Annotated in this window: 15 protein-coding genes; 9 read left to right on the top strand and 6 right to left on the bottom strand. The window is 72.0% G+C overall.

Going from position 1 to position 17,921, the window contains the following annotated elements:
- Nucleotides 1-37 precede the first annotated feature (37 nt).
- From IE318_RS01635 to IE318_RS01620, 4 genes are all read left to right on the top strand, one after another.
- A complete protein-coding gene (locus IE318_RS01635) occupies nucleotides 38-1,870 on the top strand; it encodes a serine/threonine-protein kinase (protein ID WP_189895682.1) in 1,833 nt (610 codons plus the stop codon).
- 90 nt (nucleotides 1,871-1,960) lie between these two features.
- Nucleotides 1,961-3,760, top strand: coding sequence for a serine/threonine-protein kinase (locus IE318_RS01630; protein ID WP_189895681.1), 1,800 nt, complete (start codon nucleotides 1,961-1,963; stop codon nucleotides 3,758-3,760).
- 153 nt (nucleotides 3,761-3,913) lie between these two features.
- On the top strand, nucleotides 3,914-5,527 hold the full coding sequence (locus IE318_RS01625) for a succinic semialdehyde dehydrogenase (protein ID WP_030174060.1): 1,614 nt from the start codon (nucleotides 3,914-3,916) through the stop codon (nucleotides 5,525-5,527).
- An 82-nt stretch (nucleotides 5,528-5,609) separates the two neighbouring features.
- Nucleotides 5,610-7,415, top strand: coding sequence for a GMC family oxidoreductase N-terminal domain-containing protein (locus IE318_RS01620; protein ID WP_189895680.1), 1,806 nt, complete (start codon nucleotides 5,610-5,612; stop codon nucleotides 7,413-7,415).
- Between the two features lie 131 nt (nucleotides 7,416-7,546).
- On the opposite strand, the gene IE318_RS01615 is transcribed toward IE318_RS01620, so the two are convergent.
- On the bottom strand, nucleotides 7,547-8,320 hold the full coding sequence (locus IE318_RS01615) for an LAETG motif-containing sortase-dependent surface protein (protein WP_189895679.1): 774 nt from the start codon (nucleotides 8,318-8,320) through the stop codon (nucleotides 7,547-7,549).
- On the opposite strand from IE318_RS01615, the gene IE318_RS01610 reads away from it, so the two are divergent.
- Complete coding sequence (locus tag IE318_RS01610; protein ID WP_159006996.1) at nucleotides 8,301-8,663, top strand: hypothetical protein; 363 nt, start codon at nucleotides 8,301-8,303, stop codon at nucleotides 8,661-8,663. The genes IE318_RS01615 and IE318_RS01610 overlap by 20 nt on opposite strands.
- Before the next feature lie 436 nt (nucleotides 8,664-9,099).
- Here IE318_RS01610 and IE318_RS01605 read toward each other — a convergent pair whose 3' ends face one another.
- Nucleotides 9,100-9,387 (bottom strand): chorismate mutase, encoded by a 288-nt coding sequence (locus IE318_RS01605; RefSeq protein ID WP_030174069.1) that lies wholly within the window; start codon nucleotides 9,385-9,387, stop codon nucleotides 9,100-9,102.
- A 339-nt stretch (nucleotides 9,388-9,726) separates the two neighbouring features.
- On the opposite strand from IE318_RS01605, the gene guaA reads away from it, so the two are divergent.
- Nucleotides 9,727-11,307, top strand: coding sequence for a glutamine-hydrolyzing GMP synthase (gene guaA, locus IE318_RS01600; protein ID WP_030174072.1), 1,581 nt, complete (start codon nucleotides 9,727-9,729; stop codon nucleotides 11,305-11,307).
- Nucleotides 11,308-11,326: 19 nt separating this feature from the next.
- On the opposite strand, the gene IE318_RS01595 is transcribed toward guaA, so the two are convergent.
- The gene (locus tag IE318_RS01595; RefSeq protein ID WP_189895678.1) at nucleotides 11,327-11,800 is read right to left on the bottom strand and encodes a pyridoxamine 5'-phosphate oxidase family protein; all 474 of its coding nucleotides are present in this window, start codon (nucleotides 11,798-11,800) and stop codon (nucleotides 11,327-11,329) included.
- A 138-nt stretch (nucleotides 11,801-11,938) separates the two neighbouring features.
- Here IE318_RS01595 and IE318_RS01590 point away from each other — a divergent pair, with 138 nt between their 5' ends.
- Nucleotides 11,939-12,733 (top strand): class II aldolase/adducin family protein, encoded by a 795-nt coding sequence (locus tag IE318_RS01590; protein WP_189895677.1) that lies wholly within the window; start codon nucleotides 11,939-11,941, stop codon nucleotides 12,731-12,733.
- A 75-nt stretch (nucleotides 12,734-12,808) separates the two neighbouring features.
- On the opposite strand, the gene IE318_RS01585 is transcribed toward IE318_RS01590, so the two are convergent.
- Nucleotides 12,809-13,693: a DUF4429 domain-containing protein gene (locus tag IE318_RS01585; RefSeq protein ID WP_189895676.1), complete on the bottom strand. Its 885-nt coding sequence runs from the start codon at nucleotides 13,691-13,693 to the stop codon at nucleotides 12,809-12,811.
- 161 nt (nucleotides 13,694-13,854) lie between these two features.
- On the opposite strand from IE318_RS01585, the gene IE318_RS01580 reads away from it, so the two are divergent.
- Together IE318_RS01580 and IE318_RS01575 are read left to right on the top strand one after the other, a co-directional pair.
- Complete coding sequence (locus IE318_RS01580) at nucleotides 13,855-15,120, top strand: hypothetical protein (RefSeq protein ID WP_189895675.1); 1,266 nt, start codon at nucleotides 13,855-13,857, stop codon at nucleotides 15,118-15,120.
- 192 nt (nucleotides 15,121-15,312) lie between these two features.
- On the top strand, nucleotides 15,313-15,840 hold the full coding sequence (locus IE318_RS01575; protein WP_189895674.1) for a DoxX family protein: 528 nt from the start codon (nucleotides 15,313-15,315) through the stop codon (nucleotides 15,838-15,840).
- A gap of 67 nt (nucleotides 15,841-15,907) precedes the next feature.
- Here the strand turns inward: IE318_RS01575 and IE318_RS01570 are convergent, their stop codons facing one another.
- Nucleotides 15,908-16,150 (bottom strand): hypothetical protein, encoded by a 243-nt coding sequence (locus tag IE318_RS01570; protein WP_189895673.1) that lies wholly within the window; start codon nucleotides 16,148-16,150, stop codon nucleotides 15,908-15,910.
- Entirely contained in the window at nucleotides 16,137-17,792 is a 1,656-nt protein-coding gene (locus IE318_RS01565; protein ID WP_229903275.1) for a PspC domain-containing protein, read from the bottom strand. The genes IE318_RS01570 and IE318_RS01565 overlap by 14 nt, the downstream gene beginning before the upstream one ends.
- Nucleotides 17,793-17,921: the final 129 nt, after the last annotated feature.

The raw sequence follows: 17,921 nt of genomic DNA, 5'->3' as shown, positions 1-17,921 counted from the left end.
CCGGAAGCGGACGGGTCGATGCGGCATGATGGGGCGTATGGGGACCGAGGGGGCCGACCTCCGTGTGATCGCGGGCCGTTACCGCCTGGAGGCGCGGATCGGGCGCGGCGGCATGGGCATCGTGTGGCGGGCGACCGACCAGCTGCTCGGCCGGCGGGTCGCGGTCAAGGAACTCCCGTTCGACGAGACACTGTCCGCCGAGGAGGCCCGGCAGCAGCGGGACCGTACGCTGCGGGAGGCCCGCGCGGTCGCCCAGTTACGTCATCCGCACGTCATCGTCGTCCACGACATCGCGGAGCAGGACGAACGCCCCTTCATCGTCATGGAGTTGATCGAGGGCGGTTCGCTCGCCGACCGGATCGCCGAGCGCGGCCCGGTGGACGCCGCCGAGGCCGCCCGTATCGGCATCGCCCTGCTGAGCGCGCTGCGCACGGCGCACGCCGCCGGGGTGCTGCACCGGGACATCAAGCCCGCGAACGTCCTGGTGGAATCCGGCACCGACCGGGTCGTCCTCACCGACTTCGGCATCGCCCAGGTGGCGGGCGCCACCACGCTCACCGAGACCGGCTCCTTCGTCGGCTCGCCGGAGTACACCGCGCCCGAGCGTATGTCCGGCGGCGGTACGGGCCCGCAGTCCGACCTGTGGTCGCTGGGCGCCCTGCTGTGCACCGTGCTGAGCGGTGAATCCCCGTTCCGGCGTGACTCGTTGGGCGGCATTCTGCACGCGGTCGTCATGGACGAGATCCGGCCGCCCGCGCAGGCCGGGCCGATCCTGCCCGTCGTACGCGGACTGCTGGAGCGCGATCCGGACCGGCGGCTTGAGGCGGCCGAGGCGGAGCGCATGCTGCGGGCCTTCCTGGAAACGGGGCACACACCGCAGCCGTCGCGGCCGTCCTCCTCGCCGTCGCGCTACACCCCGACGCAGCGGAACGTGCCGCAGGCACCCCCGTCGACGGAGCCGACTCGTGCGACCCGGTCGAGCCGGTCGAGCCGGTCGGGGTCGGTCACTTCGGCGTCGGCGGGCTCTTCGGGAGGCGCCGACGGTTCCGGTGCGCAGGGCGCATCCGGTGGGCCGAGCAGTTCCCAGGGCCCGGGCGTGCCCGGCGGGGCCGGTGGTGCGCAGGAGGCGCCCGGCCCGCGTTCCACGCGGGGCGCGCTGGCCGTGGCGTTGCTCGTCGCCGCGCTGGCCGGGGCGGGCGTGTCCGCGGCGGCGTTGCTGATGAACGGGGGTGGCAGCGGCGGTCACCCGTCGGTGAGTTCGGCTCCGGGCACGGCCGTGGGCGTCCCGGGGAGCGACCCCGCGGGCACGGCGACCGGGTCGTCGCCCACGCCTTCGGTGTCGGTCTCGCCGTCGTCCACGGTGCCGTCCGGCCCGGCCGCCACGGTCACGGAGACCCGGTCCGCCCCGGCCGCCGCCGGCGGCCCCACCGCGCCCTCGGGCTACCACCTGCTGCACGACCGGGCGGGCTTCTCGGTCGCGGTGCCGGACGGCTTCACGCGCAGCCCGCAGGGTGTACGGATCTTCTACATGTCACCGCAGGAGACCTTCCGCCTCGGCATCAAGAGCGCCGAGCCGGAGGCCGGAGGGCCCCTCGCGGTGATGCGCCGCGCCGACGCCGCGGGCCCGGACACCAACCCCGGTTACCACGACGGCCGGGTCACCGGCACCTCGCACCGCGGACACCCGGCCGCGCTCTGGGAGTTCACCTGGAACGGGTTCAGCGCGGCGGAGGGACCGCGGCACACCTACGACCTGTGCTGGGAAGAGAACGGGCGGATGTACGACGTATGGGTGTCGGCGCCGGTCGGGAAGGTGCGGGAGGCGAAGGAGTACTTCGACGTCGCGGTCGACACGTTCAACCCGGCGTGAGCGGCAGGCGCGTCCGCCGTAGGTCACGGGTCTGTGACCGCCTGCGTCCCCAGGTGGAGCCGCGCGCGTCGGTCGCGATATGCATGGAACATGAGCAACAACGGGGGAGCCCACAACGGGGCCGAGGAGCCGACGAGTTTCGTCCTGCGACCGCCGAACGCGCAGCCCCGGGTGCCCCACCCGCAGAACCCTTACGCCGCACCGGCGCAGCCCCAACCGCAGCCCCCGCAGCCCCCGCAGGCCCAGGCCCAGCCTCAAGCCCAAATCCCGCCGCAACCCGAGGCGCAGCCCCAGACCCAGGCGCAGTCCCCGGTCCAGGCCCAGCCCCAGACCCAGCCTCACGCGCAGGCGGAGCCCCCGGCCCGGACGCAGGTCCAGCCCCAGCCGCAGGACCCCGGTGCCGGGCGGCTGATCGCCGGGCGGTACCGGCTGCTGGCCAAGCTCGGACACGGCGGCATGGGCACGGTGTGGCGGGCCAAGGACGAGACGGTGGACCGCGAGGTCGCGGTCAAGGAGCCCCGGGTCCCCGACCACCTTCCCGAGCGGGAACGCGCCAACGCCTTCGAGCGGATGCGCCGCGAGGCCCGCGCGGCGGCCCGGCTCGACCACCCGGCGGTCGTCAACGTCCATGACGTGGCCGTCGTGGACGACCGGCCGTGGATCGTGATGGAGCTGGTTCAGGGACGCTCCCTCGGCAGCGTTCTTCAGGAGGGCACGCTGGACGCCCGCGAGGCGGCGCGTATCGGTCTGGAGGTGCTCGGCGCACTTCAGGCCGCGCACGCCGCGGGCGTCCTGCACCGGGACGTCAAGCCCGACAACATCCTTCTCGGGCGGCACAACCGGATCGTCCTCACCGACTTCGGCATAGCCCAGATCGAGGGCGAGACCAACCTGACCGACACCGGCGGCTTCGTCGGCTCGCCCGAGTACATCGCGCCGGAGCGGGTGCTGGGCCGGCGCCCCGGCCCGGCGAGCGACCTGTGGTCCCTGGGTGTGGTCCTCTACGCGGCCACGGAGGGCGTCTCGCCGTTCCGCCGCAGCAACACCCCGGCCACTCTCCAGTCGGTCCTCAACGCCGTCCCGGCGCCTCCGGCCACCGCGACCGGCCCGCTCGCCGAGGTCATCACCGGCCTGCTGCAGAAGGACCCCGCGCACCGCCCGGACGCCGCCCGTGTCCGCACCCTGCTGGAGGCCGCGGCGACCCCGCCGCCCCCGGCGCCCACGCAGGTGGTCCAGTACGTCGAGGGCGGCAGGCGCTCCCTGCGGCTCGGCCGCCGTGCCTGGCTCGGGATCGGCGCCGCGGCCGTCGCGGTCGCGGTGGCGGCGTACGTCGGTATCGCGCACCCGTTCGCGGGTCCGCTGCCGGGCGGCTGGACCACCCACCACGAGAAGGACGTCGCCGCGACGCTCGCCGTGCCCGAGCACTACAAGCGCACCGGGCCCGACCGGAGCTCGGACGACACGCACTGGGTCACCTACAGCGACGTGAGCGGCAGTGTCTGGATCACCCTGTCGCTCGACAGGAAGACCGACGACGACAACGGCGACATCGCGGACTCGGCGGCGGCCGAGATGTACGACGACGACGCCAAGTTCAAGCAGCAGGGCGACTACGACCTCGACATGCCCTCGGGCAAGGGCACCGCGACCAGTCCCGACGACAACGCGACGTTCCACGGCCGCAAGGCCGCCGAGAACACGATCACCTACAAGACGGACGACTCGGAGAACCCCCGCCCGCGCGCGGTGCGGATCTTCTACTACAAGACGTCCAAGAACGACATGTACAAGCTCACCATCGCCTATCCCGGCAAGGACAGCGACTTCAACGAGCGCGGCATGGAAGTGGCGAAGACGGCGATCGACAACCTGGACCTCGACAACCTGTGAGATCCGGCTGTGACGGCCGAAGACAAAAAGTGAAAGAAAAGAGCCCTGATCAGCGCGTTTGTTGCCACTGATCACTGGCGTCGTGTGAGCACTCGGTGAATCCCCGTTACCGACGGGTACACAAAGCTCCGGTCGCGTCATACCCTGCGCTTCATGACGGACGCGCAGGCCCCGGCACAGACCGGCACGAATCCTCTTGCCCCCGCCCCGGCGGGTGCCCGCACCGCGGCCGACGTGGTGACCCCGGAGCTGGTCGCCCAGCTCACCAAGGGAGTCGTCGGATCCGGCCGGACCGCCAACCACACGCCGTTCACCGGTGAGAAGCTCGCCGACCTGCCCGAGTCCACCCCCGAGGACGTGGCCCTCGCCTTCGAGCGGGCCCGCGCCGCCCAGACCGTCTGGGGACAGGTCCCCGTACGGCAGCGCGCCGCCGTCCTGCTCCGCTTCCACGACCTGGTGCTCGAACGCCAGGCCGAGGTCCTCGACCTCATCCAGCTGGAGACCGGCAAGGCCCGTCTGCACGCGCACGAAGAGGTGCAGGCGGTCGCCGTCGCCGCCCGGCACTACGGCCGCCGGGCCGCCGCCTATCTGAAGCCGAAGCGGCACGCGGGCGCCGTACCGACCCTGACGAAGGTCGTCGAACTGCGCCACCCGCGCGGGGTCGTCGGTCAGATCGCCCCCTGGAACTACCCGCTGGAGCTCTCGGTCGGCGACGCGCTGCCCGCCTTCGTCGCGGGCAACGCCGTGGTGATGAAGCCGGACACGGAGACCTGCCTGACCGCGCTGTGGGCGCGCGACCTGCTGATCGAGGCCGGGCTGCCCGCCGAGGTGTTCCAGGTCGTCATCGGCGACGGCCCGGTCGTCGGCCCGGCGGTCGTGCAGCACGCCGACTACGTCTCCTTCACCGGCTCCACCCGCACCGGCCGCGAGGTCGCCCAGGGTGCCGCCGCGCGCCTGGTGGGCGTCTCCCTCGAACTCGGCGGCAAGAACGCCATGCTGGTCCTCGAGGACGCCGACATCGAGAAGGCCGCGGCCGGAGCGGTCCGCGCCTGCTTCTCCTCCGCCGGTCAACTCTGCATCTCCATCGAGCGGTTGTTCGTCCACGAGTCGATCGCGGACGTTTTCCTGGAGCGCTTCGCCGCCCGGACCAAGGCGATGCGCCTGGGCACGTCCCTCGCGTACGGCGCCGACATGGGCTCGCTGGTCGGTGAGCGGCAGCTCAAGACCGTCACCCGGCACGTGGAGGAGGCCGTCGCCAAGGGCGCCAAGGTGGTGGCGGGCGGCGTCGCCCGCCCGGACGTCGGCCCGTACTTCTTCGAGCCGACCATCCTCGACGGCGTCGAGACGCCGATGTCGGTCTGCACCGAGGAGACCTTCGGCCCGGTCGTCTCGATCTACCGTTTCTCGACCGACGACGAGGCGGTCGAGCACGCCAACTCCACGCCGTACGGCCTGAACTCGTCCGTGTGGACCAAGGACGCCCGCCGGGGCCGCGAGATCGCCGCCCGGCTGCGCACCGGCACGGTCAACATCAACGAGGGCTACGCGCCCGCGTACGGCAGCGCCCAGTCGCCGATGGGCGGCATGAAGGACTCCGGCCTGGGCCGCCGGCACGGCTCCGAGGGCATCCTCAAGTACACCGAGGCCCAGACCATCGCGCACCAGCGGCTGCTGCCCATGGCTCCGTCGCTCGGCATGGACGACGCGGCGTACGCGGCCTTCATGAGCCGGAGCCTGAAGCTGATGAAGGCCTTCCGCTTCCGCTAGACCACACCCGACCACCTCCGAACACCCCGCCCCCACACCCCGCCCCACCCCGTCCACCCCCCGTTCTCGACGAGGAGAGCACGTGTCGCAGGAGCAGACTGTCCAGACCCGGGACGAGGACGGGTACGACTACGACGTCATCGTGGTCGGATCGGGGTTCGGCGGCTCCGTGTCCGCCCTGCGCCTGACCGAGAAGGGCTACAGGGTCGGCGTACTGGAAGCCGGCCGCCGCTTCACCCGCGACACCCTCCCCAAGAACTCCTGGGACCTGAAGAACTACCTGTGGGCCCCGAAGCTCGGCCTGTACGGCATCCAGCGCATCCATCTGCTGGGCAACGTCATGGTGCTGGCCGGCGCGGGCGTCGGCGGCGGCTCCCTCAACTACGCCAACACCCTCTACGTACCGCCGAAGGCCTTCTTCGACGACCCGCAGTGGCGTGACATCACCGACTGGCAGGAGGAGCTGGCCCCGTACTACGACCAGGCCAGGCGCATGCTCGGCGTGCGGCTCAACCCCACGATGACCCCCTCCGACGTGCACCTGAAGGCGGCGGCGCAGAGCATGGGCGTCGGCGACTCCTTCCATATGGCGCCGGTCGGGGTGTTCTTCGGGGACGGCGAGGACGCCGACGGCAAGGCGAAGGCCAGGCCGGGCGAGCAGGTCGCCGACCCCTACTTCGGCGGGGCGGGACCGGACCGCAGGGCCTGCACCGAGTGCGGCGAGTGCATGACGGGCTGCCGGCACGGCGCGAAGAACACGCTGAACGAGAACTACCTCCACCTCGCCGAGAAGGCGGGCGCGGTGGTCCACCCCATGACGACGGTCGTGTCCGTCACGGACGACTCCCGCGGCGGCTACGCGGTCGCCACGCTCCCGACGGACGACAGGAAGAAGGACGCCGGCCGGATCTTCACGGCCCGCCGGGTCGTCCTGGCCGCCGGCACCTACGGCACCCAGACGCTGCTGCACCGCATGAAGGCGGGCCGGCAACTGCCGTACCTCTCGCCCCGGCTGGGCGAGCTGACCCGCACCAACTCCGAGGCCCTGGTGGGCGCCCAGACCGACAACCGGCGCTACCGCAGGGCGACCGGCGAGCCGAGCGCCGACTTCACCCGCGGGGTCGCCATCACGTCCTCCATCCACCCCGACGAGAACACCCACATCGAGCCGGTCCGCTACGGCAAGGGCTCCAACTCGATGGGCGGCCTGTCCATCCTTCAGGTCCCCTACGTGGACGGCGGTTCGAGGATCGCGGCCTGGCTGGCGAACGCCGCCCGTCATCCGCTGCTGGTGCTGCGCTCGCTGTCGAACCGCCGCTGGTCGGAGCGGACCATCATCGGTCTGGTGATGCAGTCCCTGGACAACTCCCTGACGACGTACCTGAAGCCGGACGGCGTCGGCAAGGGCCTGCTCACCGCCCGCCAGGGCCACGGCTCGCCCAACCCCAAGCAGATCCGCGCCGCCACCGAGGCCGCCTCCGCGCTCGCCGCCGAGATCAACGGCTTCCCCGGCTCCAACGTGGGCGAGCTGATGGGCACCCCGCTCACCGCGCACTTCCTGGGCGGCTGCCCGATCGGCGACTCGGCCGAGACGGGCGTCATCGACCCGTACCACCGCCTGTACGGCCACCCGGGCATCTCGGTCGTCGACGGGGCGGCGGTGTCCGCGAACCTGGGCGTGAACCCGTCCCTGACCATCACCGCGCAGGCCGAGCGGGCGATGTCGTACTGGCCCAACAAGGGCGAGGCCGACCCGCGCCCGGCGCAGGGCGCGGCCTACGAGCGGCTGAAGCCGGTCGAGCCCCGCCGTCCGGCGGTCCCGGCGGACGCGTTCGGCGCGCTGCGGCTGCCGTTCCTGGGGATACCGGCGGTGCCGCCGAAGAAGTAGCCCCTGGGCGAACCCCTGGGCGGACATGGAACAGGGGTCCTGCACGGTGTTCGCACAGGACCCCTACCCAGGGATTTCAGAGAAGGCGGGACGCGTCGGAAGAAGCGTCACGCGCCGTCCGTCAGGTCGCGTCAGGCGTTCGAGGCGCCCTTGCGGCGACGCACGGCGACCAGCGCACCGGCACCGACGACGACCGCGACACCGCCGACGAGACCGATGGTCGGCACCATGGAGCTGGAGCCGGTCTCGGCGAGGCTGCCGGTGGCGTGCTGGGTGTTCTTCTGGTTCGGCTTCTCGCTGGGAACCGGGACCTTGCCGCCTTCCTGCGGCTCGGTCCCGCCGGTGTCGGTACCGGCCTTGACGATCTGGATGATGTAGTGCGCCTCGTCCGAGCCGAGGCAGTTCTCCTCCTCGTCGAAGTAGAGCCCGCCGCCGATGGTCAGACCCTCACCGATCGGGGCGTTCGCCTTGACGTTCACCCGGAGCTGGTACGTGACCGTCTTGCCGCCGGCGATGTCGGAGAGGTCGAGATAGCCCACCGAGTGGCCCTCTTCGTCGGTGACGTCGACCCAGACTCCGTCGTACTTCACCTGCAGCTGCACCTGGCTGGTGCTGAACGCGTTCGGCGCGTCCGGGTCGTTGGGGCCGACACCCGCGTAGAAGACGACGTCCTTGACGTCGGTCTGCGTCGGGTTCTTGACGGTGAGGGTGAAGGGGTGCCAGCCGCTGCCGACCGCTATCTTGCCGGGCAGGCCGTTGAGCTGGGCGTCGAGCTTCGACTTGTAGTCGGCGTCGTCCTCCTCGCAGACGCCGGTCGGCGGCTCGTCGGTCGGCGAGGCCGAATCGCTCGGCGTCGTCGACGCGGAGGCGCTGTCGGAGGGCGACGTGCTGTCGGACGGGGACACGCTGTCCGAGGGCGACGTGCTGTCGGACGGGGACACGCTGTCGGAAGGCGACGTGCTGTCGGAGGGAGACGTGCTGTCCGACGGGGACGTGCTGTCGGAGGGCGACTGGCTGGCGGACGACTCGCTGGCGCTCGGTGAGACGCTGGGCGATTCCTGGGCGAAGGCCGTCGTCGCGGACAGGAGCGCCAGCGGGGACAGGGCAGCCGTCGCGGCCGCAGTGACCATCGCGCGGCGAAGCTTCATGGAGACCTCGGAGAGTTCAGGCGTACCGCGCGTCGGCGCGATACGAACTGGCGAGCCACCGCGTGGCGGCGCGGGATCAGACCCTTTTCAACAGGTGTGACCCGGGGCGCGTCCGAATGGTTGTGCCGACTCTCACAGGATCTTTATGTGACGCGCGCCATGCATGGCCGGTGCCGCGTCGTCGGCCCCGTACGCGCTGCAGGAACCTTGTGCCCTCGGGGACTTGGGGCCGAGGGGCCCCTGTTTCCGCCGGTCGGCCCCGGGCGTCCCCGGAGCCGACCGTTATCTGGGTGACCGGGCTGCTGTCCCCTGCCGTCCGGTCACTTCCCTGGAGCGAGGTCCCACGACGCGCGGCACGGCCGCCACGTCTCATCGCTCCAGAGAGCCACGCGTGGTTCTATCGGGCCCGCCCCTGGCTGGCACGGACACCGATACCAACGAGGTGGCGCACGCGGCGGTCACGCGCCGTACGGGTGAGATACGGCGGATGCGGGACGCGGACGCGGGCGAAGTGGCGGGCGGAGCCGCGGGCGGGCTCAGATCTTGCCGCGGCACAGCTCCAGCAGGGTCATCGCCAGGGTCGTGCCCGGCTTGCCGAGCGCGTCCCGGTAGTGGCCGAGGATCTCCATCTCGCGGGAGAGGTTCACCCGCCGGCCGCCGGAGGAGATCCGGGCCTCCTGGATGACGGCGGAGACGGCCATGCGTTCCTGGATCAGGCCGATGATCCGGTCGTCGAGCGCGTCGATGCGCTCACGGGCGCCGGTGATCACATCGGCGGCGTCGGGGGTGCGCGCGCCGGTGACGTCGGTGGCGGTGGCGGTCATAGGGGGCTCCTCGTTGGACGGGGTGCCCCGGAGCGGCAAGATCCGGAAAACACCAGGCGCCCCGGACCTTGTCGGCCCGGGGCGCCTGGGAAGTCGCTTGTCAGTTGCTCAAGCAGCACGACCATGGCAGCCGGCGGGCCGGTTGCCATAGGTAAAGACGAAGGTCTGGTGCTGAAGCATGGGTCCAGTATGCCGGGTGCCGGGGGCGAGTCCAACACGGTTCGCATGGTGAGACGGGGGTTCCGGGTGCGGGCCCGAGGACGACGTCGGGGTCACGCACGCCCACCCCGGTAGAATTGGCCAGCACAGAGACCCCGCCCGATCCGCCGGAAGGCTCCCGTGTCATCAGCGCCCCCCGCTGCCGCCACCCCCGACACCGTCCTGGTCGTCGACTTCGGTGCGCAGTACGCCCAGCTCATCGCCCGTCGCGTCCGCGAGGCCCGGATCTACAGCGAGATCGTCCCCAGCAACATGCCGGTGGCCGAGATGCTCGCCAAGAACCCGGCGGCGATCATCCTCTCCGGCGGCCCCTCGTCCGTGTACGAGGAGGGCGCCCCCCGCCTGGACCGCGAGATCTTCGAGGCCGGCGTCCCCGTCTTCGGCATGTGCTACGGCTTCCAGCTGATGGCCCAGGTCCTCGGCGGCACCGTCGACAACAGCGGCGCCCGCGAGTACGGCCGTACGCCGCTGCACGTCTCCAAGACGTCCTCCACCCTCTTCGAGGGCACCCCGGCCGAGCAGCCGGTGTGGATGTCGCACGGTGACGCCTGCTCCGCCGCCCCCGAGGGCTTCTCCGTCACGGCCTCCACGGACGTCGTCCCGGTCGCCGCCTTCGAGAACGACGAGAAGAAGCTCTACGGCGTCCAGTACCACCCCGAGGTCATGCACTCCACGCACGGCCAGCAGGTGCTGGAGCACTTCCTGTACCGCGGCGCGGGCCTGGAGCCGAACTGGACCACGGGCAACGTCATCGAGGAGCAGGTCGAGGCGATCCGCGAGCTGGTCGGCGACAGGCGCGCGATCTGCGGCCTGTCCGGCGGTGTCGACTCCGCGGTGGCCGCCGCGCTGGTGCAGAAGGCCATCGGCTCCCAGCTGACCTGCGTGTACGTCGATCACGGCCTGATGCGCAAGGGCGAGACCGAGCAGGTCGAGAAGGACTTCGTCGCGGCCACCGGCGTGCAGCTGAAGGTCGTCGACGCCGAGGAGCGCTTCCTGAAGGCGCTCGCCGGGGTCAGCGACCCCGAGGAGAAGCGGAAGATCATCGGCCGCGAGTTCATCCGGGTCTTCGAGCAGGCCCAGGCGGAGATCATCGCGGACGAGGGTCCGGCCGTGGAGTTCCTGGTCCAGGGCACGCTCTACCCGGACGTCGTCGAGTCCGGCGGCGGCACCGGCACCGCGAACATCAAGTCGCACCACAACGTCGGGGGCCTGCCCGAGGACCTCGAGTTCAAGCTGATCGAGCCGCTGCGCAAGCTGTTCAAGGACGAGGTCCGCATGGTCGGCCAGGAGCTCGGCCTGCCGGAGGAGATCGTCCAGCGCCAGCCGTTCCCGGGTCCGGGTCTCGGCATCCGGATCGTCGGTGAGGTGACGAAGGAGCGTCTGGACCTGCTGCGCGAGGCCGACGCCATCGCCCGCGAGGAGCTGACCGCGGCCGGCCTGGACCGGGACATCTGGCAGTGCCCGGTGGTCCTGCTCGCGGACGTGCGCAGCGTGGGCGTCCAGGGCGACGGCCGCACCTACGGCCACCCGATCGTCCTGCGCCCGGTCTCGTCCGAGGACGCCATGACCGCCGACTGGTCCAGGCTGCCGTACGACGTCCTCGCGAGGATCTCGACGCGGATCACGAACGAGGTGCGGGACGTCAACCGGGTCGTCCTCGACGTGACCTCGAAGCCGCCGGGGACCATCGAGTGGGAGTAGGCCCCTGCGGTGGAGGGGCTCAGGTGCGTTTGATCGTGCGCACCGGCTCGCCGGGCTTCCAGACCTGGGCGACGAGGTACTTGTCGTCCTCGACGTAGGTCCGCACGACCTCCGTCAGCTCGGTGCGGAAGAGGTGGAACGGCTGCGGCGGTTCCACCTCTTCCGTGTAAGCGGACTTCTGCGGGCCGTCGGCCACCTCGATCGCCCGCCCGCTGATCCGTACGTCACCGCCGCCCATGCCGGTGCCCTCCCCGGGGTTCGCCTGGAGCGCGAAACGGGGGTCACGGCGCAGGTCGCGGGCCTTGAGCGAGTCCCACATCATCCCCAGCCACAGCTCGTCGCGGCGGAAGTCGACCTCCAGACCGGAGGTGCGCGGCGAGCCGTCCTTGCGCAGGGTGACGAGGACGTGATGGGTGAAGGCGCGGAAGCGTTCCTCGACCGTCCTGGCGAGGTCCGGTTCGGCGGTGACGAAGGATTCCCAGTGCGCTGCCATACGGCGAGTGTGGCGCCGAAACCCGACATCTCCTGTCGCCTTTCGGCACGGCCGGTTCTCCACTGCCGGCAAGGTCTGTTCTCCTCGGCTGACCGACGGTAACTTCCCGCCCGTACGCAACCGAGTGCCGGAGGACCGATGCCCGGGCCCACTCCGCCCCCACCCCTGCCCACGGACCAGCTGCGGTTCGCCATGCCGCCCAAGCACGAGTCGGCCGAGGACGAGCGCCGGTACCGCAAGGAGCGGCTCACGGGCGCGCTGCGGCTCTTCGGGCGGTACCGGTTCGAGGACGGCGTCTCCGGGCACATCACCGCCCGCGACCCCGAGTTCAGCGACTGCTTCTGGGTCAACCCCTTCGGGATGCCGTTCAAGTACGTCACCGTGAGCGATCTCGTCCTCGTCAACCAGGACGGACAGGTCGTGGAGGGCCGCTACCACGTCAACCAGGCCGCGTTCACCGTGCACGCCCAGGTCCACGCGGCCCGCCCGGACGTGGTCGCGGTCGCCCACTGCCACTCGGTGCACGGGCGGGCTCTCTCGGCCCTGGGCGACCTCCTGGAGCCCATCACCCAGGAGAGCTGCGCCTTCTACGAGGACCACGCTCTCTACGACGCCTACACCGGTGTCGCGGTCGACGCGGAGCAGGGCCGCCGGATCGCGGCCGCGCTGGGCTCGCACAAGGCGCTGGTGCTGCGCAATCACGGCCTGCTGACGGTCGGCGACTCGGTGGACGCCGCCGCCTGGTGGTTCCTGTCCATGGAACGCTCCGCCCAGGTGCAGCTCACCGCCCGCGCGGCAGGGAGGCCGGTCCTGATCGACCACAAGGCGGCGGTGGCGACGCGCGAACAGCTCGGCGGAGACCTGGTGGCCTGGATCAACTACCAGCCCCTGTGGCAGGACATCAGCCGCAGCGAGCCGGACCTGCTGAGCTGAGCCTCCCGGGCGGCCGGGACCCCGGTCGCCCCGGTCGCCCCGGTCGCCCCGGTCGCCCCGGGCGGTCCGGGTGGTCTAGAACCACCGCAGCACCGCCGCCTTGGTCATCGCGAACTCTTCGTCGGTGAGCACCCCGTCCCGGTGCAACTGGCCCAACTCCCGCAGGCGGCGCAGCAGTATGTCGTGGTGGTCGGCCCGCGGCGGGACGGCGGCCGCGAGTTCCCGGCGGTCGGCGAGGCCGGCTCCGGCGCGGGTCGAGGGGTGCGGCAGCCGGGCGGTGACGGCGGTCGCGACCAGCGCCGTGAGCAGATCCCGGCGGGCGTTCCCCCACAGGTCCAGGGCGTAGGGGTCCTTCTCGGGCGGCAGCTTGGAGAACACGGTCTCTCGGGTCACGAAACGCAGGAAGCCGTCCTCGTAGCCGGAGTTGGGCAGCCACTCGACCTGGACCAGCTCGCCGAGTCCGATGACGCGCGGGCCGGTGGCACGCTTGACCCGGTCGGAGGTGTCGGCCCAGTCGACACGGACCTGGGTGCCGTCGAATGAGACCGTGCCGTCGGAGGAGCGGACCGAGACCGGGACCGGTGGCCCGGCCAGCAGATAGGCCTTGGCCGGCTCCTTGGGGACCTGGTCCAGGAGCAGCGCCTGGCGGATCTCCTCGGCGATGTACTCGGCGACCGAGGATCGGTCGAGGTCCACCGCCAGCCGATAGGGGTCGGCCGCCTCCGGCAGCCGTCCGCCGGTCGCCTGGAGCAGGGGGTCGGCGCCCTCCCGCAGGCGCATGCGCAACCGGCCGCGCCTGCGCTCGGGTTCGTAGACCACGCCTGCGACGGCTTCCAGCGGCACGGCGATCTCCCCGTACGTCTGCCGGAACAGCGAGACCGAGCGGTGGAGCCCCGGCGTGATCCTGACCGTGCTGCCGTCGAAGGCCCAGCTTCCGTCCCGCTGGATGATCTCGGCCATAAGGGAATTCTCGCAGCCGGGTCAACACGACGAGCCGGGCTTCACCCGTGCTGACCAGACCGGGCGGACGGGGACGGGGTGAGGTAGGGCACAATTCGCTGTCGGTGGCGGGGTGTTGTCGGCAGGACTTCTGCGGTTCCTGGGGAAGGCGGGCGTCGGGCGTGGCGGTGCAGGAAGCGAGAGACGGCGCGGTGAAGGGCGCCCACGCAGGCGGCTGCACGTGCGGGGACTGCCCGCACGGGGCGCGAACGGGGCACCGGCGGGCCGTGGCCGAATTCCTCCTCAAACGGGAGGAGTTCGCCGCCGGGCAGGGTCTGCCCGCGGCCGTGGCCCACTCGGCGTCGGCCTCCCGGCAGTGGGTCTCGGAGGAGCTGACCCAGTCCGCGGAACTCGTCGCCGAACGCGGCCGTGCCGAGGGCGAGGCCTGGCTGGCGAGGCTGTGGTGCCGGACGGCGGTCGCGGTGGGGGCGGCGGTCGTGCTGCTGCTCCTGGTGCAGGCGCTGACGGCGATCGGCGCGGGCTGGAGCACCGCCCGGACGGCGGGACTGCTGGCGGCGGTCATGGTGGGCGGGGCGCTGACGGCCGCCTCCTGGTTCCACCGGGCGCGCGGCGGTGCCCTGGCCCCGGTCATCGGTGAGGACAACCGGCTGTCCACCTCCCGCGCGATCGCCGCGGGCTGGGTGCTGTTCGTGGCGTACGCGGTGCTGGTGCTGGTGGGCCGCCTGGCGGCGGCCTCCGGCCATGCGGAGCGCGACGCGCTGATCTCCGGGCTGGAACTGGCCCGCGGCGCCGGTGTGGTCACCGTGCTCGCCGTGGTGTGCGGGATCGCTGTGCTGGTACGGCGGGTGGTCGGGCTGCGGGTACTGGGACAGCGACTCCAGAAGGTGCGCGCCGACCGGCCCCGAGCGGCCGACCTGCTGACCGACGACGCGGGCCGCGGCACCTTCACGGACATCCAGTACGTCCTGATCAGCGCCGTTGCGCTGGTGTTCGCGGCGGTGCGGCTGGCCCGGCGGCCCGACCTGCCCTGGGGGCTGGCGGTGGTGGTCCTGGTGTCGGCCGCCACCTACCTGGCCGGCAAGTACGCGGAGGGCGGGCGCCCGGTGATCCTCTCGGTGGTCCGGGCACGGGAGGCCGGCGACCTGGACGCGCCGATCCGCACCGGCGACGACATCGAGATCCGCGGCGCGGGGTTCGTCCCGCCCGGGGCACAGGCCGCCGACCGGCTGTCACGGATGGTGGTCCGCATCGGCGCGGTCAACGTCCACGTGCCCCTGGTCCCCGTGACCGGAGGCTTCAGCAACCCCACGGACACCGTGCTGACCGTGCCCGTCCCGGCGGACGTGGAACCGGGCCGGGTCGAGGTGCAGCTGGTGACCGCGGCGGGAGTGGAGACGAACCGGTATGCGATCGACGTGACCGAGTGAGCCACTCGCGCCGTAACCATCCGAGTGAGCCACTCGCGCCGAAACCATCCGAGTGAGCCATGCGCGCCGAAACCATCCGGAAGGCGGAAAGAAATCGGGAAAACGGCCGAGCGCGGTTGAACGGGTCCTTTCTTCCGTACGTATGGTCGGTTGAGTGGTAAACGGCCTTGCGGTGAGAGGTGGCTGAGAGTGATGACTCACGGTCTTCGTACGGATACACAGACGTCGTATGCGGATCGACGAGGTACCTGGCGGGACGCCGCCGCCCGCTACTCCCTCCTTCCCCTCCGCGTCTTCCTGGGCGTCACCTTCGTCTACGCCGGCCTGGACAAACTCACCGACAGCGCCTTCATGAAGGCCTCCGGGCCCGGCTCGCTCGGCGACACGATGCACGCGGTCCGTGGCTCCTCCGCGATCCCGGCCCTCGTCGACCTGGCCCTGAAGAGCCCCGTCGGCTTCGGCTACGCCATCGCCCTCGGTGAACTCGCCGTCGGCATCGGTGTCCTGGTCGGCCTGCTGGGCCGCCTGGCCGCGCTCGGAGGCGCGCTGATCTCCCTCAGCCTGTGGCTGACGGTCAGCTGGGCCACCACCCCCTACTACTTCGGCAACGACCTCGCCTATCTGATGGCCTGGCTGCCCCTGGTCCTGGCCGGCACCCCGATGTTCTCCCTGGACGCCGCCCTGCGGGCGCGGCGGCGGGGGACAGGGAACTACCGGTAGGTCCGGGAACCGCCCCGGTGGTCGGGATGCCGGCGGTACGCGCGGCATCCCGACCACCGCCGGCGGCTCAGCCCACGCCCTCCGCCCGGGTCTCGCGGATCCCGCCACGACGGGTCCGGCGGCGCCGCCGCACGGCCGCGTTGAGGCCCGCCACCACCCCGGCCAGGCACAGGCCGCCCACCACCAGCGGGACCCCCACGAACCACGGGGTCTGCCAGAGGCCGCGGGCGTCCCCGGCGTAGACGACGCCCGCCGCGATGAGGAAGAGCCCGCCCACCAGCTTCCCCGGCTGGAACTCATGACGCAGCACGGCTCACCTCCGCCTGTCCCATGCCGACCTGAAGGTCGAGATCGAGTGTCCCGGCGTTCTTCACGCCCGCCGGTGGCGCCAGGGTCACCTGCTGGTGCCTGCCCGGAGCCACGTCCACGTCCTTGGAGCCGTCTCCCGGCAACCGGATGTCGCCGACTCCCACGTCGATGGTCGCCCGCACGGTCACGCCCCGGGGGACGATCACCCGCAGCCGTCCCATCCCCACCTGGGCCCGCGCGGCCACCGTCCGGCCGCTGCCGACATGTATTCGGGTCAGGTCCAGGGTGCCCTCGCCGGTGCCGAGGTCGTACTTCGGCTTCACCTCCGCCGCCGCGGCGGGCCGCCAGGTCGTGTGCGACCAGTGCGTGGTGATGTCCTTGGGAAGCGCCGCCGAGCCGGCGAGCAGTCCCGCGGTGATGAGCGCCAGCAGGATCGAGCCCGCACCCGTGCGGCCCAGGAAGGCACTGACCGCTATGCCCAGGCCGAGGACGCCGAGCGCGCAGGCCAGACCGGTCTGGAGGCTGGTGCCGAGCGTGTGGTCGCTCCAGGTCAGGCCGGTGCCCAGGCCGCCCGCGACCAGGGCGAGCAGGAAGACCCAGCCACCGATCCAGCGCGGAGCGCGTGGGCGGGGCGGCTCGGAGCGCGGGGTGCGCACCTCTTCGTCGTCGCGACCGCCGAGACTGATGTTGACGGCCGCCGCGATGTCCCGGTCGCGCGAGTCCCTGGGGCCCCACAGATAGCCGGTGCCGCCGACATGGGTGCCGTCCTTGACGATCGGGTCGCGCCACCAGGACGGATAGGCGGCCGGCGCCGGTGGCGCCTGGGCCTCCGGCGGGGCGTCGGCGACGGCCTGGGCGGCCAGCGGGTCGGGGTCGGGTGCACCGCGGTACCGCGACCAGTACCCGGCGCCCGCGAGCAGCAGGGAGAGGACGACCGCGAAGGTCAGCACGCTGCCGTTGCGCAGCATCGACAGGAACACTCCGCAGCCGACCAGCGCGAACAGCACGGCCGCCAGCGCCTGGCCGTCCACCCGGCCGGTGAGGAGCTTGCGCACCTCGTTCTCGTCCTCGTCGTCGTACGGCACGAAGAGCCAGGCGAAGCCGTAGAAGATCAGGCCGATACCGCCGGTCGCGGCGAGCACGGCCAGCGTGATGCGGAAGATCACCGGGTCCATGTCGCACAGCCGGCCCAGACCCGAGCAGACCCCGCCGAACAGCTTGTTCCGCCGGTCCCGCCGGAACCTCGGTGGGCCCGCGGCGGCTTCCGGCCCCTCGGCAGCCGGGGAGCCGACTCCCGCTCCCGCTCCGGCCGCCGCCGCGGCAGCCCCGCCCCGGCCGGGCTGCTCGTCCCGGCCGGGGCGCGGCTCCTCGGCCGTCTCCGGCCGGCCCGTCGCCCCCGTCGTCCCCGTCACACTCGCCTCTCCGGTCCGTCCGGGCCCGTCGTCCGCACCCGGTTGTCCGACTGGTTGCTCTGTCCCTGTTCTCTCTGTTCTCTCTGTTCCGTGCACGCCCGTGGGCTCGTGCGCGCACGGTTCCTCACCCGCACCCGTGCCGGGCGCGGTGTCCCGCGGCCCGGCGCCCGGGACCGGGCGGGGGCCGGGGCCGGGTTCCGGACCCGTCGCGGCGTGCTGGTGATTCCTCATGCGTCCATGGTGACGGGCGCGCCGCCGCGGCGGCAGTCGGGACGACCCTGGCCGAACCCTGATTCGCCCCTGAGCCACGGCCGGGGATGCGTTCGACGGGCTTCCGGCGCGCCCTCCGACTCGGCCTTC

The organism is Streptomyces spiralis (assembly GCF_014654675.1).
Classification (GTDB): Bacteria; Actinomycetota; Actinomycetes; order Streptomycetales; family Streptomycetaceae; genus Streptomyces; species Streptomyces spiralis.
The sequence above is the reverse complement of the archived record's forward strand: the minus strand, read 5'-3'. Positions and strand labels throughout refer to the sequence as shown.

Coding starts and splice junctions, on each gene's coding strand:
- IE318_RS01605 (WP_030174069.1), bottom strand. CDS start 9,387: ATGACCGCCACCGCCACCGACGTCACCGGCGCGCGCACCCCCGACGCC.
- IE318_RS01635 (WP_189895682.1), top strand. CDS start 38: ATGGGGACCGAGGGGGCCGACCTCCGTGTGATCGCGGGCCGTTACCGC.
- IE318_RS01590 (WP_189895677.1), top strand. CDS start 11,939: ATGCCCGGGCCCACTCCGCCCCCACCCCTGCCCACGGACCAGCTGCGG.
- IE318_RS01630 (WP_189895681.1), top strand. CDS start 1,961: ATGAGCAACAACGGGGGAGCCCACAACGGGGCCGAGGAGCCGACGAGT.
- IE318_RS01595 (WP_189895678.1), bottom strand. CDS start 11,800: ATGGCAGCGCACTGGGAATCCTTCGTCACCGCCGAACCGGACCTCGCC.
- IE318_RS01575 (WP_189895674.1), top strand. CDS start 15,313: ATGACTCACGGTCTTCGTACGGATACACAGACGTCGTATGCGGATCGA.
- IE318_RS01625 (WP_030174060.1), top strand. CDS start 3,914: ATGACGGACGCGCAGGCCCCGGCACAGACCGGCACGAATCCTCTTGCC.
- IE318_RS01565 (WP_229903275.1), bottom strand. CDS start 17,792: ATGAGGAATCACCAGCACGCCGCGACGGGTCCGGAACCCGGCCCCGGC.
- IE318_RS01585 (WP_189895676.1), bottom strand. CDS start 13,693: ATGGCCGAGATCATCCAGCGGGACGGAAGCTGGGCCTTCGACGGCAGC.